Origin of the sequence: Shinella curvata (assembly GCF_022899935.1) — a bacterium.
In the GTDB taxonomy this organism is placed as follows: domain Bacteria; phylum Pseudomonadota; class Alphaproteobacteria; order Rhizobiales; family Rhizobiaceae; genus Shinella; species Shinella curvata.
The window spans coordinates 1-25,845 of the sequence record NZ_JALJCJ010000006.1; the positions used below are offsets into that span (position 1 = coordinate 1).

Consider the following 25,845-nt stretch of genomic DNA (forward strand, 5'->3'; position numbering starts at 1 on the left):
GCTTCCTCGACCGAGATCTCGTCGAACGGGTTCATCGACATCTTCACATTCGCAAGTTCGACACCCGAACCATCCGACTTCACGCGGATCTTTACGTTGTAGTCGACGACACGCTTGATCGGTACGAGCAGTTTCATAAAATTCTCCTTGTCGTCAGCAGAGGGTGCGAAAACGATCGACCATCACGTCGAGAACCTCGCCGGGATCGCGCCTCCACCAGTTGTTTGCGGAAAAAATCTCGACCTCGCAGGGGCCGGCATACCCTGCGCCTTCGACGCTCGCGCGGATCGCCTTGAGATCCGCGACACCATCGCCCATCATGCCGCGGTCCAGCAGCACGTCACGCGTGTCGGCAAGCCAATCGCAGAGATGATAGCCGAAAATCCTGTCCTTGCCGGCACGCCGCAACTGCGCGTCCAAATCACTGTCCCACCAGACATGATAGACATCGACGGCGATGCCAAGGTTGGGCGCTTCGACCGTGTCGCAGATATCCAGGGCATCCCGCACCGTTGTCAGGCAGGAACGGTTGCCGGCATAGACGGGATTGAGGGGTTCCAGCGCCAGTTTGACATTGCGCCCCGCCGCATAGGGCGCGAGGTCGGCGACGCGGTCCGCCACAATCTTCAGGCTCTCTGCCGTGCCCTTGCTGCCCGGATGCACGCCGCCCACCACGATCGTCAACACGGCGGCTCCGAGGCCGGCAGCCATCTCGATAGCGGCTTTCGCCTCATCGAGAACAGCTGCTTTATCAACGGCATCCGATCCGACCAGAAACGGTGTGCGGCAAAGGCCCGCGACGGAAAGACCCGCCTTGCGTGCACGATCACCGATCTCCAAGGCGCGCGAACCGATCTCCCGACGCCAGAAGACGATCGAGCCAAAACCGCGCGCTGCGCAAGCGTCGATGACACGCTCCGGTTCCCATTCGGCGCCATGGCCTTCGAGATTATGGCCTAGGCTGGCGGTGTTGAGCGCGAGCGCCGAATGGTCGTGTAAAAAATCACGCATCGTCACGCGCCATAGACGGCGAGCAGCTTCTTCATGCGCGTGATCGCACGTTCCGGATCACGCAGGAGCCCGCATTGATCAGCGAGGCGGAAAACCTCGACAAAATAGGGCAGCGGCCGCATGGCCTGGGCGCCGTTCAGCATCACGAAATGATCCTGGAAGCCGTTCAGCCAGGCGAGGAAGACGACGCCCGTCTTGTAGTATTGCGTAGGCGCGCGGAAAATCAGGCGGGCAAGCGGTACTGTTGGATCGAGTGTCGCGCGGAAGCCTGCCTTGTCGCCCTCGCCCAACCGTTCGACCGCATGGGCCGCGGCGGGTGCGAGCGGGTCGAAGATGCCGAGCAGCGCATGCGAAAACCCTTCGCTGTCGCCTTCGATGAGTTCAGGATAGTTGAAGTCGTCCCCCGTATACATTTTGACGCCGGCCGGAAGCCGGCGGCGCATCGCGATCTCCTTCTCCTTGTCTAGCAGGGAAATCTTGATGCCATCGACCTTGCCCGCGTTCGCTTCGATGACGGCAAGGGCCGTCTGCATGGCGGGCTCAAACGCCGTGTCGCCCCAGTAACCAGCGAGCTGCGGGTCGAACATATCTCCAAGCCAGTGCAGGATTACCGGTTCGTCACAGGCGGCGAGCACATCGGAATAGACCTTGAGATAGTCTTGCGGACCCTTCGCAACCCGCACCAGCGCGCGCGAGGCCATGAGGATCAGGCGGCCGCCGAGTTTCTGGATGGCCTCGGCCTGCTCCAGATAGGCGCGGCGCACGTCATCCAGGCATTTCACTGTTGATGGGTCGAGATGATCCGTGCCGCAGCCATTGGCGACGAGGGCATCCGGAAGCTCTTCGCGCGTGCGGCGGATCAGCTCCAGCGCACCCGGCCAGTCGAGCCCCATGCCGCGCTGGGCCGTGTCCATCGCCTCGGCAATGCCAAGGCCAAGCCCCGCGAGGTAGCGGCGAAACTCCATCGTCTTTGCCCAGTCCACCGTCGCGCGGCCCGAGGGGTCGTTCGCGGTAAAGGGGTCGGCGACGACATGGGCGGCGGAATAAACGACGCGCGCCGGGTTTTTGCCAAGCGTTGCGGCCGCAATCGGCGTGCCGGTCAGGACATAATCGGCGTAGCGACCGGCGGCGTCGGGAAGAGCGATTTTCATGGCGAAGGACCTCAGAAGCGCGGAACGAGCATGCCGGCATCGGCCGGGATAGACAGTCCGGTGGTGTAGGGAAGCCGCCCGGTGGCAAGCGACGCGATCAGCGTACCGACTTCGGCCGGCTCCCCGACGCGCGGGAAGAGCGTGAGACCCAGGGCGGCGCGCTCGCGGTAGGCCTCGATGACGGGGGCCGTCATTTCGGTCGCGATCAGGCCGGGCTGGACATCATAGACGGCGATGTTCTCCCGCCCGAGCCGAACGGCAAGTGTCTTGGACACCATCGAGGCGGCGGCCTTCGAGGCGCAATATTCAGCGCGCTGTTCTGCGACCGCAACGGCGTTCGACGAGGTGACGTTGACGATCGAATGGAAGTGGGAGGAGCGAGGAGGCGCAATCACGCGGCGCGCGAAGGCCTGGCTCAGGAAGAACATGGCTTTCGTGTTGACGGAAAAGCAGCGGTCCCAGCTTTCCTCCGAGACCTCAAGCATATCGCCGCGTCTGAGCACACCGACGCCGGCATTGTTGACCAGCGTGGTGAGTGGACCGAGTTTTTGCTCGATCGCATCGAGTGCCGAATCGTGGCCGCCGATCGCCGAGACGTCGAATGCGGCAGCAGCGACCGGAACATCATAGGCGGCGATGCGCGCTACGGCAGCTGTAAGCTCGGCGTCTTCGACCGGCCCATTTATGGCAATCGCAAATCCTTCGCGCGCAAGCGCTTCGGCAACGGCAAGACCGATACCGCGGGACGAGCCGGTGACCAGTGCAACCGGCCGAGCGTCTGACGCGCTCATGCCCTTGCCCCCTTCTTCAGGAGTTCGCGCGCGATGATCATGCGCTGGATCTGGTTCGTGCCTTCATAGATCTGCGTGATCTTCGCATCACGGTAAAGACGCTCCACCTCGAAGCCGCGGATGTAGCCCGAGCCGCCAAAGACCTGCACGGCATCTGCGGTGCGCTGCACGGCCATATCGCCTGCAAAGCACTTCGCGATGGAGCAGGCTTTCGTCGCATCCGCACCGCTGTCGATCTTCGATGCCGCGGAATGGACCAGCAGGCGCGCGGCCTCGATGTCCTTCGCCATGTCGGCGAGAAGCCACTGCACACCCTGAAAATCGGAGATCGCCTTGCCGAATTGCTTGCGCGTGCCGGCATAATCGAGCGCGGCCTCAAGACCGGCCTGCGCGATGCCGACAGCAAGCGAGGCAATACCGACACGCCCCTTGTCGAGCACCGACATCATCATGTGGAAGCCACGGCCCTCCGTGCCGAGCAAGGCATCGGCCGACAGGCGAACATCCGAGAAGTTCAGCGCGCCTACCTGGCTCGCGCGCTGGCCCATCTTGTGTTCCTTCGGCCCCTTTTCGACACCGTCAGCATGCAAATCGACGATGAAAATCGACATGCCGCGGTTGCCGGCATCCTTGTCGGTCCGAGCCAGAACGAAACCGTAGTCGGCCACCGGCGCGTTGTGAATCCAGATCTTGCCACCGTTCAGCCGCCAACCGTTTCCGTCACGCTCCGCGGTGGTGCGAATGCCGGAAACATCCGTGCCGGCTTCGGGCTCCGTGATGCAGTAGGCAACCTTTGAGCGCATGCCGAGAATTTCGGGCAGCAGCGCCTGCTGGCTTTCCGTGCCGTGGCGCACCAGGAGGCTCGATATCAGCTCGATCAGTCCGCACTGGTCGGCGACAGAGGCATAGCCGCGGCTCAATTCCTCCATCACGAGCGCGTAGGTCAGCGTATCGAAGCCAGGCCCGCCAAGGGCTTCCGGCACGCCGATCCCGAAAAGACCGAGCTTCGCCATTTCGTCATAAAGCTCGGCGGGAAAGCGCTCTTCCCGGTCAAGTTCCTCGGCCAAAGGACGGATCGTTTCGTCGGCAAAGGCGCGCGCCATCTCGCGCACCTGCTCCTGCGTTTCGGTGAGATACATTTGCCTCGTCTCGCAACTAGTAACTATCTAGTTACATACATTCGACCAATGGAGAACGTCAAGACGGAAAAATTCACGCGGGCTGAATGTCACTGCTTGCACAGCCCTTTGAGGCTGTGCATATTATTCACTATTCAGTTACTTAAGGAGGAAGACATGCACCCTGGAGAAAAGCGGAAATTTGGCCGGACAGACCTTGAGATCACCGCCTTCGGCTTTGGCACGGCGCCGCTCGGCAACATTTTTCGCGAGATCGACGAGGTGACCTCTCAGGAAATGTTCGCGCGCGCCTGGGAAGCTGGCGTGCGGTTCTTCGACACCGCCCCAATGTACGGCCACGGCCTTGCCGAACTGCGGACAAGCCATGCTCTCCGCTGGAAGAACCGGGACGATTTCGTGCTCGCCTCCAAGGTTGGACGCCTGCTGCGTCCGGCGCGCCGTGACACGATCAACTTCGCGCCGTGGACGAATGCCGCCCCCTTCACCATGCATTTCGACTACAGCTACGATGGCACCATGCGCGCCTTCGAGGACAGCCTGCAGCGGCTGGGACTGGAGCGGATGGATATGTGCTTCATCCACGACATCGACGTTTTCACGCGCGGGAGCGAGCAGCCGGATGTTTTTGAGCAGGCCATGGACGGCGCCTGGCGGGCGCTGGAGCGGCTCCGCTCGGAGAAGGTTGTGAAGGCAATCGGTGTCGGCGTCAACGAATGGCAGGTCTGCCATAAAGCGCTTCTACGCCACGATTTCGACTGCTTCCTGCTGGCTGGCCGCTATACCCTGCTCGAACAGGAAGCGCTGGACGCCTTTCTTCCGCTCTGCGAAGCACGTGGTGCGGCAGTCGTTGTCGGCGGCGGCTTCAACTCGGGTATTCTTGCTACGGGGGCAAAGGACGGCGCGAAGTACAATTATGCACCCGCACCCCGCGAGATCATGGAAAAGGTCGCGAAGATCGAAGCCGTATGCGCGGCGCATGGCGTGCCGCTTGCCGCAGCAGCGCTGCAATTCGTCGTCGCTCATCCCGCCGTGCCGTCCTTCATGGCGGGCACGCGTACAATCGAGCAGCTCGACCAGAATCTCGCTTGGTTCTCCCACGCAATCCCAGCCGACTTCTGGGCGGACCTCAAGAAGAAGGGGCTGTTGCGCGAGGATGCACCTGTTCCGGTGTAAATAGACATCAGCCCGCGTTGCGAGAGCGAGGCGGGCTTCCAGCGGGGCGCAATTGCCCCGAAATTTCAGTGTAGCCGCAAGGATTTGGATTTCGGATCGCTGGAAGCTACTTGCCAAAACGGGCAGGCCGCTTCTGCCGATAGGCAGCAAGTCCTTCTGTCAGATCGTCGGACGCTGCCGCCACGGCGCCGGCCAGGGCCTCCACGACCCGTTCGCTCTCCTCGCCTTCTGCGGCATTGATCAGCATCTTGGTCAGTTCTGTCGCGCGCGGCGAGCGTCTCAACACACGCGCCGCGGCGGCCTCAGCAGCAGCAGCCCCCTCGCCCGTCGCCACGACCTGATCGACGAGACCGAGCGCAAGCGCCTCCTGCGCCGCATAGACCTCGCCGAAAAGCGCCATGCGGCGAACAAGCTGCGCGCCAAAGCGGCGTGATGCGCGTTGCGTGCCGGACCAGCCGGGAATGATACCGAGGCCCGGCTCGGGCTGGCCGATCTTCACATGCGACTCGGCGATGCGCAGGTCTGCACAGGCGGCAAGCTCCAATCCGCCACCGAGCGCGTGCCCATTCAGCACCACGATCAGCGGCACGGTAAGGCGTGCCAGTGCGTCAAAGGCACCATGCCCGTCACGTAACCAGCGGCGCGAAAACGTTTCAGCGTCGAGGCTGCTCCACGCTTCGATATCACCGCCCGCACAGAAGGACTCGCCGCCCTCGCCCGCAAAAATTGCGACCCGTGCATCCGAGCGTTCGATGATCCGGCACGCCTTCAGCAGCGCGTCGATCATCTCCTCGTCGATCGCATTCAGCTTTTCCGGACGGCGCAGAGTAATCCTTGCGACATGGTCCTCCACGGAAAGATCGACACGCGGATCGCTCACAGCACCAGCCCCATGGGCTGCGCACGAAACAGCGCATCGTCCATCACCTTGAGCGACGTCGAAACCCGCAACGGGGTTGCTGCCTGATTGAGAACATCGCGCTGGAGATCAAGACCCGGAGCGATCTCGGTAACGATCAGCCCATCCGTATCGAGCTCGATCACGCAACGTTCGGTGACATAGGTGATCTCCTGCCCCTGCGCACGTGCGCGCCTGCCGGAAAAGCTGACCTGATCGACCTTCGACACGAATTTGGCAATACGACCTTCCTTGTCGATCACCAGACGGCCATCCTCGATATGCATCTTCGCGCCGGCATTGAAATTACCCGAGAAGACGATCTTTTTCGCGCGTGAGGTGATGTCGACGAAGCCGCCGGCTCCCGCCGTGCGGTGCGGCGTTGCCGCGAGGCGGCTGACATTGACCGAACCTTCGGCATCGATTTCGAGGAAGGACAGAAGCGAGCAATCAAAGCCGCCCGCCTGAAAATAACAGAACTGGTGGGGCGAGGCGACGAATGCTTCAGCGTTGGAGGCGCAGCCAAACTTGAAATCGAGAAGTGGCACGCCACCCACAGCGCCCTGCTCTATCACCCAGGTGACCTTGCCGTGCAGTCCCTCCTCGATCAGGATACGCGGCACATTGGCAGAAATGCCGAAGCCGATATTGACGGCCCAGCCATCCTTCAGTTCCTGCGCCACACGACGCGCGATGACCTTGCCCACATCGAGTTCCGGGAGGCGGAACGTTTCGAGCGGGCGGAAGAGTTCACCCGAGATTGCAGGATCATAAGGCGTCGCTGTCGTCTGCAGCTGGTCGGGCGCTTCGACGATCACATCGACGAGAATACCGGGGACGCGAACATCATGCGGACGCAACGTGCCGCTTGCCGCCACGCGCTTGACCTGCGCGATAACGATGCCGCCGGAGTTGCGCGCCGCGAGCGCCATTTCCATCGCGCCGAGCGTCGCGCCTTCCTGTTCGAAGGTGAGATTGCCCTTTTCGTCTGCGGTCGTTGCGCGGATGATCGCGACATCGGGACGGATCGCCGGAAAATGCAGCCAGTCCTCGCCTTCGAAGGCAATGCGCTTGACAAGCGGAGCGGCACGCGCGCTGGCGTTCATCGCGCAACCGTCCTGATCGGGATCGACGAACGTTTCCATGCCGACCTTCGTCAGCACGCCCGGCCGCTTAGCCGCCCCTTCGCGCAGCATGTCGAATACGATGCCAGACGGCACGTTCCAGGCGGCCAGCTCCTCCTTGAGGATCATCTGCCAGATGAGCGGCGGCTCGGCATTGCTCGGGCCGGAAGGATAGGAACCCCCAATGATCTTCACCAGCATGCCGGGCTTGGCGATGTGATCCACACCGCGCGTGCCGAAAAAGTCGCCGGCGGCAATCGGATGGATGGAGGTCAGGCCACGCGGATGACCTTCGTTATCGAAGCGCTCACCCAGTGCCTTCAGCACGGCGTCGGGGCAGCAAAGGCCGGAAGAAGAATTCACAGCAACGACCGCCCCATCCCTGACAAGCCGGACAGCCTCCTGCGCAGTCTTCACCTTCTTCATCGCCGAAATCTCCGTTACCGATTGCCTTAAGTAACTAACTAGTTATAGATTAATCGCAGATGAGGCAATCCGGCAAGCGAGATTTTCGTGCTGGATGAGAACCGGAATGGGACCAGATCGGTCCACAAAGGAGGAGGCATGAACATCTATTTCCAGAAGGGTTTTCAGCGTGGTTTCGGCACCTATCCATTGAAAGGAGAGGAGCTCCGCAAGGCCATCGACGCTGCGATCGATGCCGGCTATCGGGCTTTCGATACGGCACAGATGTACGGCAACGAGGCCGAGACGGGCACTGCCCTCGCAGCCTGCGGTGTTGCACGCGAAGAACTGTGCATCACGACGAAGGTGCATCCGGACAACTATTCGGAAGAGAAATTCCTGCCGTCGGTCGAGGCCAGCCTGAAAGCGCTGCAGATCGACCGCGTCGATGCGCTTCTGCTGCATTGGCCGCCCGTCGGGGGAGACGTGGCGCCATCCTTGCGCCTGCTACAGGCTGCGAGGGATCGGGGCCTCGCGGACACCATCGGCGTGTCGAACTACACGGCGCGTATGATGCATGTGGCACGCAATGTGATCGATGGGCCGCTCGTCACCAACCAGGTCGAGTTCCACCCTCTCGTCGACCAGCGGAAACTGCTTGCCGCCGCATCGGAGACCGGCATTCCGCTGTCGTCCTATGCTTCGATTGCCCGCGGCGAAGTGTTCAAGCACGGCCTTTTCGCCGAAATCGGCAAAATATATGGCAAGTCGGCCGCGCAGATCGTCCTGCGCTGGATCCTTCAAAAGGGTGTGCCGCTGAACACGATGTCGACGAAACAGGAAAACATCAAAGCGAATTTCGACATCATGGATTTCACGCTGTCATCGATCGACATGGACAGAATCGATGCTCTGAACACCACCGGCTACCGGATCATCAAGCCAGGGCAGCTCCCCTGGGTTCCCGAATGGGATTAACGCAAAAGGGCGGCCGCAAGGCCGCCCTTTCACGTGCAGGCCAGCGGGCACAATCAGGCGTTGCCGCGGATCATGTCCGAGGCCTTTTCCCCGATCATGATCGTCGCCGCATTGGTGTTGGAGCCGACAAGGCTCGGCATGGTGGAGCTGTCGCAGATGCGGATGCCGTCAAGGCCGTGCACACGCAGTTGCGGATCGACCACTGACATCTCGTCGCGGCCCATCTTGCAGGTGCAGGTCGGATGATAGGAGGTGCGGCCGTACTGGCGCGCATAGGCCACATAGTCCGCTTCCGTCCGCACATTGCGGTCCGGGAAATGCAATGTCTTGATATATTTTTGCAGCGACGGCTGCGCGAAAATCTCCTGGCTGATCTTCACGCCCTCGACCGAGATTTTTACATCGTCCGGGTCCGCAAGGAAATTCGGATCAACGATCGGCAGGGCGCTCGGATCGGCCGAGCGAAGGCTAACCGTTCCACGCGATTTCGGCCGCAGCGTGTAGGAGTTGAGCGTGATGCCGGAAGACCCCTTCGGCACACCGGGAACGCCGGCCTCAGCGCCTGCACCTGCGAGGAAATGGAATTGCAGATCGGGCGTCGAGTTTGCCTTGTCGCCATACCAGAACGCACCGCCCTCAACGACGTTCGACGTGATGGGGCCGGAATTGAAAAGGGTATATTGAATGCCCGCCCAGATCGACCAGTGCAGCTTGTTGTACTTGTCCAGGCTGTCGTGGTTCTTCAGCTCTGCGACGATATCGACACCAAAGTGGTCCTGCAGGTTCTGCCCGACGCCAGCCATATCCTGCACGACATCGATGCCTTGGCCGCGCAGATGATCCGCCGGCCCAACGCCCGAGAGCATCATCAGCTTCGGCGTACCAATAGCGCCTGAGGTGAGAAGCACTTCGCTGTCCGCCCGCGCCACCGTACGGCTGCCGCCGGCTTCATATTCAACACCAACGGCACGACGCCCTTCGAAAACCACACGCAGGACAAGCGCACCGGTGACGACAGTCAGGTTTGGACGTTTCAACGCCGGCCGCAGATAGCCGACGGCCGCCGAGCAACGCCGGTTGTTGCGCGTGGTCGTCTGATAGACGCCCGCCCCCTCCTGCACCGGACCGTTGAAATCCGGGTTGTAGGGAATCCCGGCCTCCTGGCAGCTCTGCACGAAGGCGCGCGTCATACGCTGTGGTTCGGGAATGTTCGAAACGCCGAGCGGACCATCCGTTCCATGCCAGGTGCCGGAAAGGATCGAATTGCCTTCCGAGCGCAGGAAATACTTGTGGATGTCCTTGAAGCCCCAGCCTTCGGCGCCCTCTTCCACCCAGCGGTCATAGTCACCGGGAACGCCGCGGGTAAAAACCTCGGCATTGATCGACGAGCCGCCGCCGAGCACCTTGGCCTGCGCGTACAGGATCTCACGGTTGTTCGCATGCTTCTGGGGCGCGGTCTTAAGACCCCAGGTGAGCGGCCCCGTCGTCATCTTGGCGAAGCCGACGGGCATGTGGATCAGTGGATTCGTGTCACGCCCGCCCGCCTCGATGAGGCAGACCCGAACGGATGGATTTTCCGAAAGCCGCGCCGCCAGCACACAGCCCGCGCTGCCGCCGCCAACGATCACATAATCATACCCCGTGGCCATCATGCGATCCAATGCGTGCGCTTGCCGATTTCGACATGAACGGACTTCACCTGCGTATACTCCTCCACCCCGTAAATACCGGCCTCGCGGCCCCAGCCGGACTGCTTGAAGCCCCCGAGCGGCATTTCGGGGCCACCAGCCATGATCGTGTTGACCCAGAAGCGTCCGGCACGCACACGGCGGCTGACCGTCAGCGCCTTGTCGATATTCTTCGTCCAGACGCTCGCGGCAAGCCCATAAACGGTATCGTTCGCAAGCTGGATGGCTTCTTCCACCGTATCGAAATGCATGGAGCACAGAACGGGGCCGAAAATCTCGTCGCGGGCAATCGCCATGTCGCGAGAGACGCCGGAAAAGAGCGTCGGCGCGATGTATTGGCCGCGGCCGAGATCGATCACCTCGCCGCCGGTCAGCAGCTTGGCACCGGCCGCCTTGCCCTTTTCGATATAGTCGAGGATCGTCGCATTCTGCGCTTCGGTGGTAATGGCGCCGACCTGCGTGCGCTCATCGAGCGGATCGCCGACGCGGATCTTCTTCATCTTCTCGACAAGCAGTTTCTCGAATTCCACAGCGACGGAACGCTCGACAATCAGGCGCGAAGACGAGACGCAGCACTGTCCGGTGTTGAAGCTTATCCCGAAGGCCGCGCCATCGGCGGCGTCTTCGAGATCGGAGTCGGCGAAGACGATGATCGGGTTCTTGCCGCCCAACTCCAGGCCGAGCTTCTTGAAGTTGCTATCGGCGGCGGCGTGAACGCAGGAACGGCCGACGGCCGTCGAGCCGGTGAAAGAGAGCATATCGACGTCGAGATGCTCGGACAGCGCCTGGCCGATCGTACGGCCGGAACCGGTGACGACGTTGTAGACGCCGGACGGCAGACCCGCCTCGGCCAGCACTTCGGCAAGCAGCAGCGTCGTTGCAGCGGTGACCTCCGAGGGCTTCACGACCATCGTGCAGCCCGATGCCAGAATGAAGGGTACGCGCTCGCAGAGGATCAGGAACGGGAAATTCCACGGCGTGATGAGGCCAACGACGCCGATCGGCTCGCGCAGCACCATGCCGAAGAGATCGTCGCCGAGCGAATTGAAGCTGTCGCCATGCAGCATGCGGGCGGCACCGGCGCCGACTTCGAAGCAGGCAATGCAATGATCGATCTCGCCACGCGCCTGGGAAATCGGCTTGCCGTTTTCCAGGGCTTCCCAATAGGCGATCTCGTCGCGGCGACGGCGCAGGATTTCAGCGACCCGCAGCAGAACGCTGCCGCGTGCCGCGCCCGAAAGGCCGGCCCAGCGGCGATCTTCGAAAGCCCGGCGTGCGGCGGCGACGGCGGCATTCAGATCATCGACCGTGCAGCGAACCGTCCGCGTGACCGCCGTGCCGTGTCCGGGCGACGTGCGTTCGAAGTGCTCCGCGCCGTCCTTCCATTGCCCATCGACAAAAAAGCCGAAGGTGCGTGCCGCGGTCGGGGCAGAAAGAAACTGGTTTTTCTGGTCCATGAAATAGCTCCACTTCGATAGGTCTTACGCCGCGATGGCGATCTGTGTCTTCAGGTCCCGCGGCCGTTCGCCGAGGGTTTCGAACGCCTCCTGGATCCTGTCCAGGGAATAGCTCGCCTTGGTAAAATCATTCGTATGGAAACGGCCGTGCGACAGAAGGGTCAGCGCATCGTGCATATCCTCCCCCATGCCGGCGACGGACCCCTTGAGGCTGCCCTCTTCCAGAACCGTGCGGAGGATATCGACGGGGACGGTTTCGCCCGGCGGCGTGATGCCGAAAAAGGCGACATGTCCGCCACGGCGCGCCAGATCGAAAGCCTGCTCATAGAGTTTTCGATTGCCGACGCTTTCGATGACGACATCCGCACCGCGTCCACCGGTCATCCGAAGTACGGTCGCCTTCAGTTCTGCAGGATCGGAGACGGCGGCATCCGCGCCGGCTTCGAGCGCCATGCGGCAACGATCGGCCGAGAGATCCGCGACGATGATGGGGGCGGCTCCGACAAGCCGCATCATCTGCACATGCAGGTTACCGATCGGCCCGGCACCGAAGATGACGACGGACTGGCCGAAGGCGACCCCCGCCTTGCGCGCGGCCCGAACGACGCAGGCAACCGGCTCCGTGAGAGCCAGAACCTCGTCGGAAATAGCGCCATCGACCGGAATTGCGAGGCGCGCGGGCACGGCGACGAATTCGGCGAAGGCACCATCCCGGCCGATACCGACCTGCGTGACTTCGGCACAATTCAGCACCTCGTTGCGACGGCACCAGAAGCAGGTGCCGCAGCCGATATTGATGTCGACGACGACACGCGTACCGACCGCGAGATGACGAACATTGCTGCCACACTTCGCGATCGTCCCGCAGAACTCATGCCCCGGTATGAGCGGCAATTTGTCAGAGGCGTAGTGACCATTGAAGATATGAATATCCGTGCCGCAGATACCCGTGCGCGTCACCCGCACGAGGACATCCTCCGGCCCGACGGCTGGCACAGGGACATCGCGCAGTTCAAAACGCTTCGGTGTGGTCAGGACGGCAGCGCGCATGGTGCTCATCGCCATCCCTCACTTTACCGTGCGCAGCTTGGCGCGGTCGATGGTCAGTGCGATGGCGACGATCAGCACGATGCCAAACACGATCTGCTGGCGTGTCGCATCAATCTCGAAATAGAGCATCGAGGCGCGGATGACGGCGACGATGAGCGTGCCGATCACCGTATTGACCACACCGCCCACACCGCCCGTCAAAGGCGTGCCGCCGACAAGAACGGCAACGATGGCCGGCAGCAGAAAGCCGTTGGCGATGGTTGGCGCGCCGCCCGAGAGTTTGACCGCGAAAAGGAGGCCGGCAATGGCCGCAAGCGCACCCGAAATCGCAAAGGCGAGTATCTTGTAACGTGCGACGTTGAGGCCGGAAGCGGCAGCGGCGAGTTCGCCGGCACCGACAGCTTTCAGGGCACGACCGAGCGTCGTGCGGCGTTCGATGAAGAGGCAGATTGCTACAAGCACGGCGGCAATCAGCAGTTCGTTCGGCACGCCCCAGGTGTGGCCGATCATCCAGCCGAAGGTCTCGTTGCGCTGCGTCGCATCCATGTTGAGCGCCCGCTGGCCGGAAAGCCATTGCGCGATCGAGAAGGCGACGCCGCCGACGGCGAGCGTCGAGATGAACGACGGCACGAAAAGGCGCGTCGTCACATAGCCGGAGAGCATGCCGAGCAGGAAGCCTGCGAGCACGCAGAACACGGCGACCCAGGCTCCCATCGAAGCAAGATAGACAGAGGCAACGACCGTTACCATGTTGGCCACGGACTGGGCCGAAAGGTCGATGCCGCCGATATAGATGGCGAAGGTGAGCCCAAGCGCCATGATGAACAACGGCACGATATCGCCGGCAATACCGAGAAGGTTCGAAGGGCGCAGGAAACCCGGATCGTTGATGCCGACGATCGCGACGAGCACGACAAGCGTGATCCAGGGCAGGTGCGGTTTGAGGCGCTGAATATCCATCTTGTCCCTCAGATCATGTAGTGCAGCAGGTCGAAGGGCGTGGGCTTGGCGCCCGGTTCGCAAGCGAATTCCTTCTGCATGCGCCCATCCTTGACGACGATGATAGTGTGCGACAGGCCGATGGCCTCTTCCAGCGTATCGGCGACGAGAACGATGCCGACGCCAGCCGCGCTCATCGCACGGACCATGTCGTAAACATCTTCCTTCGCGCCGATGTCGAGACCGCGTGTCGGATGGTCGAGCAACATGATATCCGACCCACCCGAGCGCCACTTGGCGAGCACGACCTTCTGCTGGTTGCCGCCCGAAAGGTTGCCGCAATCGGCAAATTCCGAATGTGCCTTGATCGAGAGCTTCCTGATCCACTCGCGCGCCAGCGCCCGCTCTTCCCCAACGCGCAGAACACCGCTGCTGGAATGGTTCTTCATCTGCGAGAGCGTCATGTTCTCGTAGACGTTCATGCCGGCAACGATGCCTTCGATCTTGCGCTCGCGCGGTACGTAACCCACACCGCTCGCAACCGACTGACGCGGCGAATAGCCGTTGGCATCCCTGCCCTTGATCTTGAGGCGCCCCGTCACTGGTGTCAGCATGCCGTAGATCGTGCGCAGGATCGCCTCACGTCCGGAGCCTTCCGTGCCGACGAGGCACAGGACTTCGCCGGCATGCACTTTGAACGAAATATCCTGGATACGCCCCGGCAGGCCGACACCAGTCATCTCGACCAGCACTTTCGAACGGTCGAACGGCGTCTGCAGGTGTTCCCTGTAATATTGCTTGTCGACGTTACGGCCGACCATTTTGTGCTGGATGGCCTCCGCGGTCGCGCCGCCACGCTCCACCACGTCGACCACCTCACCGTCCTTCATGACATAGATGCGGTCGGACAGTTCCATGACCTCATCCATGCGGTGCGAGACAAAGATGAAGGAAGCACGGGTCGTCAGTTCACGAACGAGCTTGAAGAGCAGTTGCACCTCGTCCTTGGAGAGCACGGAGGTCGGCTCATCGAGCAGGATGACGAGATCGCCCTTGACCCGCTCCTCCAGCGTCAGAACCTTGGCAAGTTCAACGAGCTGTCGCTGAACGAAGGACAACTTCGACGTCACCGTCGCGGGGTCGATATCGAGCTTCACCTTGGCGAGCTGTGCTTTGGCCGCCGCCGCCATCGCCTTCCAGTCGACGATGCCGAAGCGCACGAACTGGCGCTCGTAGCCGAGGAAGATGTTTTCCATGACAGTCAGGTTGGGGATCAGGGACTGCTCCTGGAACACCATCCCGATGCCCTTTTCCATCGCCTGACGCGGATTGGAAAAACGCACGCCCGCACCATTGATGAGGATCTGGCCGCCGTCCGGCTGATAGGCTCCGTAGATGACCTTCATCAGAGTGGATTTGCCGGCGCCGTTCTCTCCCACAAGCCCGACGATCTCGCCGCGCTTGATATGAAAGTTGATGGACTTGAGTGCGTGGACACCGGGGAACTTCTTATCGACAGCCTTGAGTTCGTACATGGCGCGCCTCACTTCACAAAGGAAACCATCTTGCGGTCGGTCGAGAGCACCACCGCAAGAATGACGAGGAGACCGAGCACGCCGTCCTGAAGGAAATCGGGCAGGCCGATAACGACCATGCCATTGTCGATGACATTGACGATGAGCACGCCGACAAGGGCGTTCCAGACGCCGCCGATGCCGCCCCACAGCGCCACGCCGCCAACGACCACCGAGGTGATGGAGACGAACATGAAGTTTGCGCCGGTCACGGATTCAGCCTGTCCGATGCGGGCAACGACGAGCATCGCGGCGATGGCGTAGAAGACGCCGGCAAGTGCAAAGCCGGTCACGCGGACACGGGTGACGTTGAGACCGGAGGCGTGTGCGAGGTCTTCGCCGCCACCGACCGCGTAGAAGTTGCGGCCAAGCGTCGTGTGGGTCTGGATGAACCAGCCGACGAAGAGAAAGAAGGCCGCGACATAGACCATCAGCGGGAATCCGAGCCAGCGGACCGTGAGCAGGCCGCGGAACGTCGCATCACTCACCTTCACAATGTCGCCGCCGGTGAGCAGGATCGCCGCGCCCGTGCCGACGAAGCCCATGGCAAGGCTCGCCATGAATGACGGGATCTTCAGTTTCACATGCACCAGCCCGTTCAAGAGCCCGATCACGCCGCCAATAACGAGCACCAGCGGAATGGCAATCCAGCCGAGACCCGCAAGCGAGCCGCCGAGCTGGGCGAAGATGAAGGCGAAGGAGACGGCCGTGAGCGAGACCGTGCCCTCCATGGAGAGATCAATCGACCCCATGACGATGATGAAGGTGACGCCGACGGCGACCATGAGCGCTGGAGCCGCGGCAATCGCGATACGGGCGAAGTTGCGCAGCGAAAAGAACGTCGGGTTGAGCGCGGTGAAAAAGATCACAAGCGCGATCAGCACCAGGAGCGGCGCCCATTTGATCATGGTTTCGCGCGATAGGCGACGTGTCACGTCAGACACCCCTCTCATGAAAGTTCGCAGGAGATGTGGCGGCAGCACCCATGGCCGCCGCCCTGCCCAATCAGGCCTTGTACTGAATCCGGCCGTTCGACGGCCCCCAGAAGTCCTTCCAGTCATAGGCCGGAACGGAATCGAGGTACTTCGCCTTGAACTCCGCAGCATCCTTGGCCGTGATAAGGATCGTCGGGCCGTAAAATTCGCGATGTTCCTTGGGCTCTTCGGACGGCTTAAAGGTGCCGATGGCGGCATGATAGGCAAGGGCTGCACTGATGCCGCCGCCCCAATGCGGATTGGTGAAGACGGTGGCGAGCAGCTGGCCGTCCATGACCATCTGTACAGCTTCCGGATTGCCGTCATAGGCAACGATCGGCATGTTCTCGATGCCCTCGGCACGCAACGCCTCGATCACGCCATAGGCGATGTTGTCGGCGGCGCAATGCACGCCCTTGATCTTGTCGCCGTAGCGCGTGAGGAACGAGGCCATGAGGGCCGCGCCCTTCTGGGTGTCCCAATCGGCCGGCTGCGCGTCGAGCAATTCGATCTTCGGAAAATCCTTCAGCGCATTCTTGAGGCCGGCAAGGCGCTCGACCGCGGGATTGTTCGCCGCAATACCGCCGAGATGAACCACGCCGCCCTCGCCGCCCATGGCTTCGAAGAGGATGCGTGCGGTCTGTTCCGCCGGCTTCTCGTCCGACCAGGTCATGTGCGAGACGTAGTTGTCGCCGAAATCCCAGGGATGCAGGTCGTCGGTCTTGTTCCAGATCGTCGAGACATAGGCGCCGGCAGCCTGAACGGCCTCAACGATGGGGCGCGCATTCGGGCTGTCATTGGCGTCGCACGCAATAGCGCAATTGCCATTGTTCTTCGCGAGGAAGGCCTTGATGTCGGACAGCGACTTTTCCGTGGAACCTTCGTTGATCAGACTGACCAGCGCACTTTTCGGCTTGCCGAGCGATTCCACAAAGGCCTCTCCACCCGAAACGACCGAGTTCCAATAGGCCGAAGCGCGATCACGGTAGCTCCAGGCAATCGCCGGATCCGTCAGCGCGGCACGCGCACTTCCGCCACCGAACAGACCGGGCACCGCAACGGCGCCCATGCCGGCCGCAGCGGCGAACAGAAAATTGCGGCGACTGACCGTCTCGCGCTCGATGAAATCCTTGATAAAGGTCGACATTCTTTCCTCCCAAATCCCCGATTGAAACGCTTCCCGCGTTACCGCTCGCCTGATTGCCAGCAAGGAGAACATCCCCTCGGGCGTGACGCTCCAGAGCGCCTCCCGCCGCAATTAACGCACTAACTAGTTACTTCTTTAGTTTTGCGCAAGTCAAGTGGTTTTCAGCGGGATGGCAACAGCCAATCGCACCACCCGGCTTTGACGGATGGCAATACGTGCGTGTATGAGTTGCAGGAAAGACATCACGACTGCGCCAAAAGGACAGGCTGAAAACATGAGCGGCGAACAGACAGAAAAACCGGGACGCAAACCCCGCATTCGCGACGCCGAGGCCACCAAGGCACGCATTCTGGATGCCGCAAAAAAAGAATTTGCGAAGAATGGCTTAGGTGGCGCCCGCGTCGACGATATCGCCGAGAAGGCGAAAGCCAACAAACGTATGATCTATCACTATTTCGAGAGCAAGGAGGGCTTGTTCCAGACTGTTCTCGAAGACGCCTATCTCGACATCCGCAGCGCAGAGCAGAAGCTGCATCTGGAAGATCTCGATCCCAAGGGAGCGCTTGAAAAGCTGGTGCGTTTCACCTGGGAATATTATCTCAAAAACCCGGAATTCCTGACACTGGTCAACAGTGAGAACCTGCACCGCGCGAAGCACCTCAAGAAATCTGAGATCATCAAGGTTTCAAGCCGCAAGCTCGTCAGCCTGGTCTCGAGCATCCTGGAGCGTGGCGTGACGGCGGGCGTCTTCCGGGACGGCGTCGATCCCGTGCAACTCAACATCACCATTGCCGCAGTCGGCTACTATTATCTGACGAACCGCTTCACCGGCACGATCATCTATGAGCGCGATCTCATGGCGAAGGATGCGCTGGAACAGCGCATCCAGTTCAATATCGATACGATCATGCGACTCGTCACGATTTAACATGACCTGTCGTTAAATCATGCCACGAAACGCTCTCGGATCGAGAGAGTCGCAGCCGGCGTATCGGTTGTTATTCAAGCGGTTCGACGATGCGAGCGCGGTGCTTGAAAGCAGGTCAAAAATTGATTTTTCAGTCAAATTAAAGAGTACCTGGATCTGCGGCCCCTCGACAAACGCGCCCGCAGCCACAAAAAAGGGGGCAAGGAGCACTAATTGAATTGATCGACGACTTCCTCCTGCCGCAGCCGCCGCATGTTCGGCTGAGCCCAGATGATCTCATGCAAACGATGATCCGCCCTCTCCAGCGGCGTCTCCTTTCGACAGTCGAGGAGATCGGCGACACAGAACCGATCCATGAAAGCGAGAAAGGTCGCTTCCGCCGCACCGACGATCATGCTGAAGACAGCAGCCGGCGCATCGGTCCCGGCATTGCCTTCCCGCGCACAATTCTCGAACAGTTCCGGCTGGATGCGACGGAGAACGTCTCCGAGCAATATCTCACGGGGTGGCAACGCCAGCGCCACGCCGCCGAACCTACCCCGCGTCGTGGTGAGAAATCCCTCCCGCGAGAGCAGCAGGATGACCTGGGCGGCGCTATCCTTGCTCGCATCCGCCCGTATGGCGATCTCGCTGGTGCGCATTGTCCTGCCGGAGGAGCGGGCACAGGCGACCAGAATGGCGATTGCGATTTCGGCTTGGCGATTGAGCCTCATGGCTTCCCCTTTGATTTCAAACCGCGCACCGCCTTGCTCTGAGATGCTTCATCGGTGCTCATTCATTAAGACGATTGAAGAGGCCATTTCTCCCACCCACGACACAACTTTTTGTTGGTCTGGATACCCTCGTCCTGGAGTTTTCGTATCGATCATCGCTTTGCCGCCACCGCGAGAGGCCGCCATCACGGGATGACTTCAAGGGATGGAAGACCAATCTGGAGGTGAGCGGGCGTGGCAATCAGGCAACGGCCCTGGAGAGATTGACGCACCCTGCACCCTCGATACCGTCGTCCGCCCCTTTGGCGCACACCTGCGCCGGGCCTTGGCAAATCGAAAACCTACGGCCGTTCGCAGTGGCCTGTAGGGACGCATGGCGAAAATGTCTTACCGATGGCAGATCAAGGACGGAGTATAGGGGATCCGGCACCCAGATCGCGACGGCTTATGGTAGCGGAATGCAGCCCGAAGCGCGCCGATGTTGCGCTCCACCGCGGCGACAATATCGGGTTCCTCCCCTTCAACGATGGAAAGCCTGACGAGCCTGTATTCTTTAAGGGCATCCACGAGCGCCGGTTCAGGCTGGGTATCGAGGAGGACGACCGATACGTCATTGGCCTTCAGCCAGTCTGCCAATCTGGTAATTCGTTCCGCTGTCCACTCATTGGGCGCGGCGGTGATCGACGCCCGCAGGTCGATACCGAGATCGGCGGCGAGATAGGCGAAGTGCGGCGAGAGTGCGATGGCGGAGAGGTCGTCGGCTTCCGCAAGCGCCGTGTCGGCTTCAGCTTTGAGCACGAGGAGTCTCTGTTTCAGCGCGGCCACGTTGGCTGCGATAGCCTTGGCGGAAGAGGGATCCAGGCGAGAGAGGTCGGCTGCGAGCACGTCGGCCATGCGGCCGAGGCTGCTCGGTGCGAGCCATGGTGCGGATCCTTCGCCCGTCGCCGGCATCGGTGCCAGATCGAGCGCAGCATAGATCGCACCATCATCCGATGGCTCGGCGATCGCGATGCCGTTGAGTGCGCCATCGAGCGGCCGGCCGGCGTCGATCTCGACGATGCGGATATTGCTGCGGCGCGCGTGCGGATAAAGCGGATCCTCCGGCCAGAACGAGCGGAAAGTGATGACCGCATCGGCATTGGTGGCCGCCGCTTCCAGGGTCGTCTTGCCCCGCCCGGCAAGGTAGGATGCGAGCCGCGTCGCCGGCAGCTTCGCCGGCTGGATCGCCTCAACGGTGATAGCGCTGTTTCGGGCCAATATGGAGGCGAGCGAGAAGGCTGCGGGATGGGCGGTCAGCACGCGGATGATGACTTTAGGGTCCGACGCCGCGACCGGCCCGCTCAGGACAGGTGCGGCGATCATGGTGGACAGCATCGTCCGGCGAGAGAGCAATCCGCTCATGCCGCATCTCCTTTGAGGGCGGGCAGCGCAGCGCGGATGGCCGCGCATCCGAGGAAGATGATGCCGGCCGACAGGATGATCGCCGCGCCCGAGGGGATCGGCAGGTCGAGTTCCATGGGGATCAGGATACCGGCGATCGTCGCGGTGAGAGCAAAGAGGACGGAGAACATGAAGAAACCTTTGAGAGAGCCCGACACGGTCCGCGCCGCAGCGGCGGGGATGACGAGCAGTGCCCCGACGAGGATGGCGCCGATGATCTTGACGCTCGCCACCGTCACCACTGTCACAAGCATGACGAAGAGATAGTCGAGCGCCTTTACCGGCACGCCGCGCACCGCAGCCAGCGTCGGATTGAAGCTCGCCACCATGAAGCGATTGAAGAACAGAACCGTCAGTGCAAGCACCATCAGGCCGACGCCGGCGAGAATGGCGATATCCATGCCGGAGACGGTGAGGATCGAGCCGAACAGCACATTTTCCAGAATATGGATGTTGATGCGGCCCGCCAGCACGAGAAGGATGCTGGCGCCGAGTGCGAGCGACATCGACAGGAAGACGCCGATCAGCGTATCGGCCGAGAGACCGGTGCGGTTGCGCAGATAGTTGAGCGCGATACCGAAGATCAGGCAATAGCCGAACAGCGAACCATAGGGGCCGGTATAAGGCTCGCCCAGCAGGATGCCGATCGCCACGCCCGTCAATGCCGCATGGCCGACGGCCTCGGAGAAGAAGGCGTGGCGCTTGACGACGACGAGCGTGCCGAGCCCGCCCAGCACCGGCCCAGCGATAAGGCCGGCCAGCAGCGCATTGACCGCAAAGCCATAGGCCAGCGAGGGCGGCAGATACCCTTCCGCCGCCAGGGCCATCACGGCCTCACGGAAAGCATCGAACCAGGGGCTCATGCCGCACCTCCCGCCCGGTGCGAGAACAGCGCGAGCACCCGTTCCGGGGTTAGTTCCGCCTCCGGCGGACCATCGAAAAGCAGGGTGCGGCTGAGGCCGGTCACGCGATCGGCCAGGCGCCGGACAACGGCAAGGTCATGTTCGACCCAGAGGATCGTGGTGCCGCGCGCCTTGAGCGTGCCGATCAGCCGTTCAAAGATCTTTGCACCCGCCTCGTCGAGGGCTGCCATCGGCTCGTCGAGCACGAGGAGATCGGGTGCCGGCATCAGGCCCTGCGCCATCATCACGCGCTGGCGCTCGCCGCCCGACAGCGCCCCCATGCGCCGCCCCGCCTTGTCCTCCATGCCGACCTCGGCAAGAGCCGCAAGGATCGTCACCTTCACCGAAGGCCTCGGCGCAAGGAAGGCCGGGCGATCGGCAACGAGCGCGGCGAGGAAATCCATCACCGTCATCGGCAAGCCACGGTCGAATTCCAGTGCCTGCGGCACGTAGCCGATGCGGCCCTGCTCGCCCGGCCAGTCGATGGCGATTGATCCCGCGTGCGGCGCCTGGCCGAGCAGGCAGCGGATCAGCGAGGATTTGCCGCCGCCATTGGGGCCGACAACCGCATGCACCTTACCCGGTTCGGCTCGAAGCGAGACCTCGCAAAGAACCTCGGTGCGCCCGAGCACCAGCGAGACCCCGTCGAACACGACGGCGGGACCTGATCGAATGCTCGTCCTGGCTGGCACAGGCTGTGGAATGACTGCATTCACGGGTTGGCCTCCGCACCGCCCTGCTCGCGGATCGCCTTCACCACGGTCGAAAAGTTCTCGGCCATCTCGACCTCGAACTTTTCCGGGCGATACGCGCCATAGATGATGTGGGAGAGCGGATAGAGCCTGATGCCCGTCTCGCGCTCGATGGTCTCGACATAGGTCGAGGGAAAATTCAGCTCGGAGAAGATGGCCTTCACGTCGAGCGCCTTGATGGCGTCGATGGTCTTGGCGAGCTGGGCCGGGCTCGGTTCGATGCCATGCGCCGGCTCGACCACCGCCGTCACCTCGAGGCCGAATTCGCGCAGGAGATAGTCATAGGCGCCGTGGATCGTCGCGACGCGGAAGCTCGCGCCGGGCATGGCGGTGAGTTCGGAGAGTGCCGCAGCCCGGATCTTGCGCAGGCGTTTGGCATAGGCGCGGGCATTGGCGGCATAGGTGGCTGCGTTGTCGGAATCGAGTTTGCCCAGCTCGCGGGCGATCGTCTGCACCTGCTGGATGGCACCGGCAATCGACAGGAAGGTGTGCGAGTTGACCACCTGACCGGAGATCGTGCGGCTGTTGCCCATGCGGCTCGAAACGCCGCCGACGGCGGCGAGCAGCGGCACGTCGCGGTTCGCCTCGATGACGGGTATATCGGGGTTCTCCGAGGCCGCGATCATGCGTTCGGCAAAATCGTCATGGCCGATGCCGTTCAGCACCACCACGTCGAGTGTGCCGATCCGGCGGATATCCTCCGCACGCGGCTCATAGGCATGCGGATTGAAGCCGACCGGGATCAGCGGCACCACCTCGGCCCTGTCGCCGACGATGTTGACGACGTAGGAATAGTAGGGATGCAGCGTCACGCCGATCCTGAGTTTTTTGCCGGACGCGCGCGAGGCGGTGGCAGCGAACGCCATGGCACCCACCAGAAGCGTACGGCGCGAAACTAGAATGTTCATTGGCCGGCTCCTCGTGTCACCGATGCATCGTATCGACTGACGATCTTCTTCCAGCCGGACGCGATCAGCGCATCGTTGGAAAGCCCGGAAACGGCAGCGTCTTTTGCCCTGTTGAGCCAAACGGAAACGCCAGCCGCGTCGTGCGCATGCCCGTCCTTCGGTGCAATGCGCAGAAGCAGCGAACCGGCAATGTCCGTGGATGTGGTCCTGCCCAGCCAGCCGGAAAAGCCGTCAACGGCAGGCACGATGCTCCACGCATGGCCGCCGCGGGCTGCGCGCGTGGCGTCCATCGCGAAGGGCGGCAGACCTTCGTCGGCTAGATCCTGCGGCGATGGCGCAGAACCGCTTTCAAGCGCGAAGGCGATGTCATCGGCCGCCACCGTCAGGTCGGCATTGAGGCCCTGCTCGGCCGCCGTCAGCCCGTCGCGGGCATCGACCTGCCATTCGGCGATCGACACCACGTCAGGTGCCCGCGTGCGCAGGCCAACCACCGTTCCCGCGGCAAGCACGATGACGGCACACAGCAGCGCGACAAACAGCGTCTCCCGCTCGGCGCCAGCAGGGCGGACGAGCACACGGGTTGCGTTCTCCACCGTCATGGGGTGAGCCCGTCTATATCGCGCCAGTCCACTTCCACGACATGGCCAGGACCGGCATCGAAGAGCACGTAGAATTCACCCGAGGGCTTGTCGAAGCGCACCACGGAATCAGCCCCGAACTTGCCGGGAACGAGGATCTGCTCATCATAGGAAATGACATCGAGCGTCACGCCTTCAGCGCCCGTCCCGTCGGAAAAGCCGCCCTTGCAGGCCACCTTGCCATCCTCGAGCGCGCAGGTGCAGTAAGGGTAGTGAGCGAGGGCCGGTGAGGCGGTCGCCGAAGACAGCGCCGCGACCAGCCAAAGAATCTTGTTTCTCATCGCGTTTCTCCGCGCTGCTTCAGCCACGCGATCGTGGCGGGGGATGCTTCATCGAGGGGGATAGCCGCCTGATGCACCGTGCCATCCCATCCCTCGACGGTGAGCCATAGGGCGTCAGTGGGTTTCACGCGCTCGGGGATCGGCACATCCGCCATCTGGCGATAGGGACCGCCCGACAGGACGACGCCGGCAGCACGCAGCGAGCGCGGCTTGCCGATCCGAAAATAGCTCGCCTTGATATGATCCGCGTCTTCGGCGTTCCAGCGGATCGCGAAGGTCTTCATATGGCCGGCAAGGCCCTGATCGGTCGGCGCATTGGCCATGTATTCCGCAACATGGACATGCCAGGGGCCAATCGCCTTCTCGCCGAGCTCCCGCTGGCCGAGACCGGAATCGCCGAAGAACAGCGCCTCCTCCCGGAAGAATTTCGGGCTGAGCACGATGGGGATGACAAGCAGCAGCACGCTCAGATGAAAGCGCCAGCGATGCCGCCCCCCGGGAAGGCCGGCATGCGGGTTGGTCTTGACCTTCACGCCCGTCATTCCGCAGCCTCCCGCACGCCTTCGACCGATGGCAGGGCCCGCTCCGCGTTGATGTCGCGGACCAGCTTGGCCGTCGCAAGCGCCGTGCGCTTCAGCCAGATCATCATGCCGGAGAACACCATCATGGTGAGCAGCAGCCCGAAGAGGAAATAGACGAGCTTCAGCCAGAGGCCCGCGAAATCACCTGTGTGGAGCGGACGCATGCTCTCGGTGACGAGTTCGAGCGCCGAACGGTCGGAGACGCGGCGCGTCCATTCGACCTCGCCGTTGTACGGGTTGACGTTGGCTGTCTCGAAGATCAGCGGATAGGCCCCTCGCCCGCCGACGACGATATGACTGAAGGCATTGCTCGGCAGCGCAACGAAATCCGGGCTCAGATCCGGAAACTTCTCCCGCACCAGTTGCCCGGCCCGGTCGAGCGAAATCCAGGGCGCCTTCGCGCCCCCCTCGGCCGGAACGTCCTCGCGCGCCACCACGGGCGGAACCCCGGCGGTCGACACGGTAATATTGTTGTCCGCGAGAATATGCTGGATCAGGAACCATCCCGCCGTCACCGCCATGATGGCAATGAACGGCACGGACCAGATGCCGGCGAGGCGATGGAAGTCGCCCCAGAAGATGCGCGCACCATTGCGCAGGCGCAGGCGCGGATTGAGGTAGCCGCGCCAGAATTTCTTGTAGACGACGAGGCCCGTCACGAGTGAGCCCAGCATCGGGATGGACAGGGCGGAGACGAGATACCACCCCCAGCTCGTCGCGCCGACGAAGGGCACGAGCAGCCAACCGTGCAGCGCACGCATGAAATAGCGGAAATCGAACACGCCGCCCACACCCTGGATCGCCCCCGTATAGGGATTGACGAAGAGCGAGCGCGTGCGCCCGTCCGGGTAGCTCACGAAGACATCCAGCGCGAAAATCGATTTGACCGGCCGCGAGATGAAGCTCACCGCCACGCCCGGCTCGGCCTTCTCGACGGCTGCGAGGATGGCATCGTACCCCAGGGGCACGGCATCGGGCGTCGGCCGGTTCGCCCGCACTTCCGGCTTGGCCAGCCAGACGATTTCCTGGCTCACCGTGGCGATGGTTCCCGTCAGACAGACGAAGAAGATCAACACCCAGAGCGGCAAGGCCAGCCAGCTATGGACGATCAGCCACAGGCGCGTCGCCTTCTTCTTTTCCTTCGCCGGCCGTGTCGTTTCCATCAATTCCAAGCTTCCAAGATCATAAGTGGACGGTGCCTCT

General features: G+C 62.1%; 25 protein-coding genes and 1 pseudogene. 3 read left to right on the forward strand and 23 right to left on the reverse strand.

The window, feature by feature from the left end:
• From MUU55_RS20840 to MUU55_RS20860, 5 genes and pseudogenes are all read right to left on the reverse strand, one after another.
• A pseudogene (locus MUU55_RS20840) lies at positions 1–137 on the reverse strand (electron transfer flavoprotein subunit beta/FixA family protein); the annotation flags it as partial.
• 16 nt (positions 138–153) lie between these two features.
• Complete coding sequence (locus tag MUU55_RS20845) at positions 154–1,011, reverse strand: sugar phosphate isomerase/epimerase family protein (protein ID WP_244762705.1); 858 nt, start codon at positions 1,009–1,011, stop codon at positions 154–156.
• A gap of 2 nt (positions 1,012–1,013) precedes the next feature.
• Positions 1,014–2,162 carry a dihydrodipicolinate synthase family protein gene (locus MUU55_RS20850; protein WP_244762706.1) on the reverse strand — a complete coding sequence of 383 codons (1,149 nt, stop codon included), beginning with the start codon at positions 2,160–2,162 and terminating at the stop codon, positions 1,014–1,016.
• Positions 2,163–2,173: 11 nt separating this feature from the next.
• Entirely contained in the window at positions 2,174–2,953 is a 780-nt protein-coding gene (locus tag MUU55_RS20855; protein ID WP_244762707.1) for a 3-ketoacyl-ACP reductase, read from the reverse strand.
• Positions 2,950–4,092 carry an acyl-CoA dehydrogenase family protein gene (locus tag MUU55_RS20860; protein ID WP_244762708.1) on the reverse strand — a complete coding sequence of 381 codons (1,143 nt, stop codon included), beginning with the start codon at positions 4,090–4,092 and terminating at the stop codon, positions 2,950–2,952. Before MUU55_RS20860 ends, MUU55_RS20855 begins: the two co-directional genes overlap by 4 nt.
• 156 nt (positions 4,093–4,248) lie before the next feature.
• On the opposite strand from MUU55_RS20860, the gene MUU55_RS20865 reads away from it, so the two are divergent.
• Positions 4,249–5,265: an aldo/keto reductase gene (locus MUU55_RS20865; protein ID WP_244762709.1), complete on the forward strand. Its 1,017-nt coding sequence runs from the start codon at positions 4,249–4,251 to the stop codon at positions 5,263–5,265.
• A 106-nt stretch (positions 5,266–5,371) separates the two neighbouring features.
• On the opposite strand, the gene MUU55_RS20870 is transcribed toward MUU55_RS20865, so the two are convergent.
• Positions 5,372–6,145: an enoyl-CoA hydratase/isomerase family protein gene (locus MUU55_RS20870; RefSeq protein WP_244762710.1), complete on the reverse strand. Its 774-nt coding sequence runs from the start codon at positions 6,143–6,145 to the stop codon at positions 5,372–5,374.
• Positions 6,142–7,713 carry an acyl CoA:acetate/3-ketoacid CoA transferase gene (locus MUU55_RS20875; RefSeq protein ID WP_244762711.1) on the reverse strand — a complete coding sequence of 524 codons (1,572 nt, stop codon included), beginning with the start codon at positions 7,711–7,713 and terminating at the stop codon, positions 6,142–6,144. Before MUU55_RS20875 ends, MUU55_RS20870 begins: the two co-directional genes overlap by 4 nt.
• A gap of 138 nt (positions 7,714–7,851) precedes the next feature.
• On the opposite strand from MUU55_RS20875, the gene MUU55_RS20880 reads away from it, so the two are divergent.
• A complete protein-coding gene (locus MUU55_RS20880) occupies positions 7,852–8,670 on the forward strand; it encodes an aldo/keto reductase (RefSeq protein ID WP_244762712.1) in 819 nt (272 codons plus the stop codon).
• Between the two features lie 53 nt (positions 8,671–8,723).
• On the opposite strand, the gene MUU55_RS20885 is transcribed toward MUU55_RS20880, so the two are convergent.
• The 7 genes from MUU55_RS20885 to MUU55_RS20915 form a co-directional block, all read right to left on the reverse strand.
• Positions 8,724–10,319 (reverse strand): GMC family oxidoreductase, encoded by a 1,596-nt coding sequence (locus tag MUU55_RS20885; protein WP_244762713.1) that lies wholly within the window; start codon positions 10,317–10,319, stop codon positions 8,724–8,726.
• Positions 10,319–11,815, reverse strand: coding sequence for an aldehyde dehydrogenase family protein (locus tag MUU55_RS20890; RefSeq protein ID WP_244762714.1), 1,497 nt, complete (start codon positions 11,813–11,815; stop codon positions 10,319–10,321). Before MUU55_RS20890 ends, MUU55_RS20885 begins: the two co-directional genes overlap by 1 nt.
• A 24-nt stretch (positions 11,816–11,839) precedes the next feature.
• Positions 11,840–12,874, reverse strand: coding sequence for a zinc-dependent alcohol dehydrogenase (locus tag MUU55_RS20895; protein ID WP_244762715.1), 1,035 nt, complete (start codon positions 12,872–12,874; stop codon positions 11,840–11,842).
• Between the two features lie 9 nt (positions 12,875–12,883).
• On the reverse strand, positions 12,884–13,825 hold the full coding sequence (locus MUU55_RS20900; protein WP_244762716.1) for an ABC transporter permease: 942 nt from the start codon (positions 13,823–13,825) through the stop codon (positions 12,884–12,886).
• 8 nt (positions 13,826–13,833) lie between these two features.
• Positions 13,834–15,339 (reverse strand): sugar ABC transporter ATP-binding protein, encoded by a 1,506-nt coding sequence (locus MUU55_RS20905; protein WP_244762717.1) that lies wholly within the window; start codon positions 15,337–15,339, stop codon positions 13,834–13,836.
• An 8-nt stretch (positions 15,340–15,347) separates the two neighbouring features.
• The gene (locus MUU55_RS20910) at positions 15,348–16,313 is read right to left on the reverse strand and encodes an ABC transporter permease (protein WP_244762718.1); all 966 of its coding nucleotides are present in this window, start codon (positions 16,311–16,313) and stop codon (positions 15,348–15,350) included.
• A 70-nt stretch (positions 16,314–16,383) separates the two neighbouring features.
• Positions 16,384–17,499: a sugar ABC transporter substrate-binding protein gene (locus MUU55_RS20915; RefSeq protein WP_244762719.1), complete on the reverse strand. Its 1,116-nt coding sequence runs from the start codon at positions 17,497–17,499 to the stop codon at positions 16,384–16,386.
• Positions 17,500–17,773: 274 nt separating this feature from the next.
• On the opposite strand from MUU55_RS20915, the gene MUU55_RS20920 reads away from it, so the two are divergent.
• Complete coding sequence (locus MUU55_RS20920) at positions 17,774–18,427, forward strand: TetR/AcrR family transcriptional regulator (protein WP_244762720.1); 654 nt, start codon at positions 17,774–17,776, stop codon at positions 18,425–18,427.
• Positions 18,428–18,636: 209 nt separating this feature from the next.
• Here MUU55_RS20920 and MUU55_RS20925 read toward each other — a convergent pair whose 3' ends face one another.
• From MUU55_RS20925 to MUU55_RS20965, 9 genes are all read right to left on the reverse strand, one after another.
• Positions 18,637–19,140, reverse strand: a complete 504-nt coding sequence (locus tag MUU55_RS20925) for an RrF2 family transcriptional regulator (RefSeq protein WP_244762721.1) — start codon at positions 19,138–19,140, stop codon at positions 18,637–18,639.
• Positions 19,141–19,527: 387 nt separating this feature from the next.
• Positions 19,528–20,541, reverse strand: a complete 1,014-nt coding sequence (locus tag MUU55_RS20930) for a metal ABC transporter solute-binding protein, Zn/Mn family (RefSeq protein WP_244762722.1) — start codon at positions 20,539–20,541, stop codon at positions 19,528–19,530.
• Entirely contained in the window at positions 20,538–21,443 is a 906-nt protein-coding gene (locus MUU55_RS20935; RefSeq protein WP_244762723.1) for a metal ABC transporter permease, read from the reverse strand. The genes MUU55_RS20930 and MUU55_RS20935 overlap by 4 nt, the downstream gene beginning before the upstream one ends.
• Positions 21,440–22,135 carry a metal ABC transporter ATP-binding protein gene (locus MUU55_RS20940; protein ID WP_244762724.1) on the reverse strand — a complete coding sequence of 232 codons (696 nt, stop codon included), beginning with the start codon at positions 22,133–22,135 and terminating at the stop codon, positions 21,440–21,442. Before MUU55_RS20940 ends, MUU55_RS20935 begins: the two co-directional genes overlap by 4 nt.
• A gap of 59 nt (positions 22,136–22,194) precedes the next feature.
• The gene (locus MUU55_RS20945) at positions 22,195–23,142 is read right to left on the reverse strand and encodes a metal ABC transporter solute-binding protein, Zn/Mn family (RefSeq protein ID WP_244762725.1); all 948 of its coding nucleotides are present in this window, start codon (positions 23,140–23,142) and stop codon (positions 22,195–22,197) included.
• Positions 23,139–23,741: a DUF6162 family protein gene (locus MUU55_RS20950; RefSeq protein ID WP_244762726.1), complete on the reverse strand. Its 603-nt coding sequence runs from the start codon at positions 23,739–23,741 to the stop codon at positions 23,139–23,141. Before MUU55_RS20950 ends, MUU55_RS20945 begins: the two co-directional genes overlap by 4 nt.
• Entirely contained in the window at positions 23,738–24,061 is a 324-nt protein-coding gene (locus MUU55_RS20955) for a hypothetical protein (RefSeq protein ID WP_244762727.1), read from the reverse strand. The genes MUU55_RS20950 and MUU55_RS20955 overlap by 4 nt, the downstream gene beginning before the upstream one ends.
• Positions 24,058–24,603 carry a thiamine pyrophosphate-binding protein gene (locus MUU55_RS20960; protein WP_244762728.1) on the reverse strand — a complete coding sequence of 182 codons (546 nt, stop codon included), beginning with the start codon at positions 24,601–24,603 and terminating at the stop codon, positions 24,058–24,060. The genes MUU55_RS20955 and MUU55_RS20960 overlap by 4 nt, the downstream gene beginning before the upstream one ends.
• Entirely contained in the window at positions 24,600–25,805 is a 1,206-nt protein-coding gene (locus tag MUU55_RS20965) for a PepSY-associated TM helix domain-containing protein (RefSeq protein ID WP_244762729.1), read from the reverse strand. The genes MUU55_RS20960 and MUU55_RS20965 overlap by 4 nt, the downstream gene beginning before the upstream one ends.
• Positions 25,806–25,845 lie beyond the last annotated feature (40 nt).

Excerpts from the sequence above, each read along its gene's own strand:
- MUU55_RS20915 (WP_244762719.1), bottom strand. The coding sequence starts at position 17,499 with ATGTCGACCTTTATCAAGGATTTCATCGAGCGCGAGACGGTCAGTCGC.
- MUU55_RS20950 (WP_244762726.1), bottom strand. The coding sequence starts at position 23,741 with ATGACGGTGGAGAACGCAACCCGTGTGCTCGTCCGCCCTGCTGGCGCC.
- MUU55_RS20895 (WP_244762715.1), bottom strand. The coding sequence starts at position 12,874 with ATGAGCACCATGCGCGCTGCCGTCCTGACCACACCGAAGCGTTTTGAA.
- MUU55_RS20885 (WP_244762713.1), bottom strand. The coding sequence starts at position 10,319 with ATGGCCACGGGGTATGATTATGTGATCGTTGGCGGCGGCAGCGCGGGC.
- MUU55_RS20865 (WP_244762709.1), top strand. The coding sequence starts at position 4,249 with ATGCACCCTGGAGAAAAGCGGAAATTTGGCCGGACAGACCTTGAGATC.
- MUU55_RS20875 (WP_244762711.1), bottom strand. The coding sequence starts at position 7,713 with ATGAAGAAGGTGAAGACTGCGCAGGAGGCTGTCCGGCTTGTCAGGGAT.
- MUU55_RS20935 (WP_244762723.1), bottom strand. The coding sequence starts at position 21,443 with ATGAGCCCCTGGTTCGATGCTTTCCGTGAGGCCGTGATGGCCCTGGCG.
- MUU55_RS20965 (WP_244762729.1), bottom strand. The coding sequence starts at position 25,805 with ATGGAAACGACACGGCCGGCGAAGGAAAAGAAGAAGGCGACGCGCCTG.
- MUU55_RS20930 (WP_244762722.1), bottom strand. The coding sequence starts at position 20,541 with ATGAGCGGATTGCTCTCTCGCCGGACGATGCTGTCCACCATGATCGCC.
- MUU55_RS20845 (WP_244762705.1), bottom strand. The coding sequence starts at position 1,011 with ATGCGTGATTTTTTACACGACCATTCGGCGCTCGCGCTCAACACCGCC.
- MUU55_RS20945 (WP_244762725.1), bottom strand. The coding sequence starts at position 23,142 with ATGAACATTCTAGTTTCGCGCCGTACGCTTCTGGTGGGTGCCATGGCG.
- MUU55_RS20880 (WP_244762712.1), top strand. The coding sequence starts at position 7,852 with ATGAACATCTATTTCCAGAAGGGTTTTCAGCGTGGTTTCGGCACCTAT.
- MUU55_RS20960 (WP_244762728.1), bottom strand. The coding sequence starts at position 24,603 with ATGACGGGCGTGAAGGTCAAGACCAACCCGCATGCCGGCCTTCCCGGG.
- MUU55_RS20850 (WP_244762706.1), bottom strand. The coding sequence starts at position 2,162 with ATGAAAATCGCTCTTCCCGACGCCGCCGGTCGCTACGCCGATTATGTC.
- MUU55_RS20860 (WP_244762708.1), bottom strand. The coding sequence starts at position 4,092 with ATGTATCTCACCGAAACGCAGGAGCAGGTGCGCGAGATGGCGCGCGCC.
- MUU55_RS20905 (WP_244762717.1), bottom strand. The coding sequence starts at position 15,339 with ATGTACGAACTCAAGGCTGTCGATAAGAAGTTCCCCGGTGTCCACGCA.
- MUU55_RS20855 (WP_244762707.1), bottom strand. The coding sequence starts at position 2,953 with ATGAGCGCGTCAGACGCTCGGCCGGTTGCACTGGTCACCGGCTCGTCC.
- MUU55_RS20955 (WP_244762727.1), bottom strand. The coding sequence starts at position 24,061 with ATGAGAAACAAGATTCTTTGGCTGGTCGCGGCGCTGTCTTCGGCGACC.
- MUU55_RS20925 (WP_244762721.1), bottom strand. The coding sequence starts at position 19,140 with ATGAGGCTCAATCGCCAAGCCGAAATCGCAATCGCCATTCTGGTCGCC.
- MUU55_RS20920 (WP_244762720.1), top strand. The coding sequence starts at position 17,774 with ATGAGCGGCGAACAGACAGAAAAACCGGGACGCAAACCCCGCATTCGC.
- MUU55_RS20890 (WP_244762714.1), bottom strand. The coding sequence starts at position 11,815 with ATGGACCAGAAAAACCAGTTTCTTTCTGCCCCGACCGCGGCACGCACC.
- MUU55_RS20900 (WP_244762716.1), bottom strand. The coding sequence starts at position 13,825 with ATGGATATTCAGCGCCTCAAACCGCACCTGCCCTGGATCACGCTTGTC.